Here is a 374-nt window from a genome sequence, read left to right as displayed (position 1 = left end):
CACGTCACGCTCTTCCTCAAGCATGACATCCTTTCCGGCAATACCGGCATCAGCGACGCCATGCTCGACATAAGTCGTAACATCCATCGGCTTTGCCAGAATAAAGCGGAGATTTTCTTCTGGAACGTCAATGATCAGTTTTCTCGATTCTTCAAACTCCTCGGGCAGCCTGTATCCGGCCTGCCTCAGCAACCCGGCCGCTTCTTCGAATATCCGTCCTTTTGGCATTGCCATTGTGAGTACCTTACCCATTCCTCTCTTCCTTTCTGGCTCCGATAAAGTATGTGACGTTTGCGAATGATTTTGTCATATGATCGATATTTTCAATGCCCGCCAGATCCTGCAGGACGACTTTTCTGCCTCTCGCCCTTTCT

Annotated in this window: 1 protein-coding gene and 1 pseudogene; both read right to left on the bottom strand. The window is 49.5% G+C overall.

What is annotated here, in order from left to right:
• A partial coding sequence (gene hisG, locus SB660_RS19250) for an ATP phosphoribosyltransferase (RefSeq protein ID WP_410583824.1) occupies positions 1-252 on the bottom strand: 252 nt, incomplete at its 3' end.
• Positions 245-374 (bottom strand): annotated as a pseudogene (locus SB660_RS19245) (ATP phosphoribosyltransferase regulatory subunit); the annotation flags it as partial. The pseudogene SB660_RS19245 and the gene hisG, both read right to left, overlap by 8 nt.

This window comes from Bacillus sp. SIMBA_005 (assembly GCF_046535585.1).
Lineage (GTDB): Bacteria > Bacillota > Bacilli > Bacillales > Bacillaceae > Bacillus > Bacillus pumilus.
This window is presented reverse-complemented; position numbering and strand designations above follow the sequence as displayed.